The sequence below is a fragment of the Vibrio sp. 10N.222.48.A3 genome (assembly GCF_041475345.1).
In the GTDB taxonomy this organism is placed as follows: Bacteria; Pseudomonadota; Gammaproteobacteria; order Enterobacterales; family Vibrionaceae; genus Vibrio; species Vibrio tasmaniensis_A.
Genome location: NZ_JBFRVX010001451.1, coordinates 1 through 725 on the forward strand (window position 1 = coordinate 1; position 725 = coordinate 725).

Genomic DNA, 725 nt, shown 5'->3' on the forward strand with positions numbered 1-725 from the left:
GGTGGGTGCGAGTGGTGGTGGTAAATCTACGTTAATCCAGTTACTGATTGGTGTTTATCAAGCGGATTCTGGATGCATTCGTTATAACGGCGAAACCACCGACGACATCAGCTTCGATGTAATACGCAGTCAAATTGCCGTTGTTTTACAACAACCTATACTTTTTAACGATACATTAAGGCATAATCTGACGCTTGGTGCTGAATACGATGAAATGTCGTTGTGGCGTGCACTTGAAGTCTCTCAAATGCAAGATGTCATCAAGCAACTGAGTAATGGCTTAGATACACAAATTGGTAGGAATGGCGTTCGACTGTCTGGCGGGCAACGACAACGCTTAGCGATAGCCCGAATGGTGCTGAGCAATCCTAAGTTTGTTATTCTAGATGAAGCGACATCAGCACTCGATACAGCAACAGAGTCAGCACTGCATAAAGCGCTGAGCGAGTTTTTGAAAGATCGCACAACTTTGATAGTGGCTCATCGATTATCAGCGGTGAAACAGGCCGATCTAATCTATGTTTTAGAAGATGGGCAAGTTACACAGACAGGAACACATGGTGAATTGGTTGAACAACAAGGATTATATCAAACACTCTACGGCAGTGTGCAATCGCACGCCTGATGTTTATTGTTCTAGAGATTTAAATCAGTGTTGTTCTAGGCATTTAAATCAGGTTAAAAGTCTGATTAGTGTTTCAACTTGGGAGGTCGCGTGACCTCCC

At 43.6% G+C, this 725-nt stretch carries 1 protein-coding gene; it reads left to right on the forward strand.

All coding sequences use genetic code 11. From position 1 onward, the window contains the following. Positions 1 to 625: ABC transporter ATP-binding protein (locus tag AB4653_RS27050; protein WP_372105777.1), on the forward strand; the 625-nt coding region annotated here is incomplete at its 5' end. Between the last annotated feature and the right edge of the window lie 100 nt (positions 626 to 725).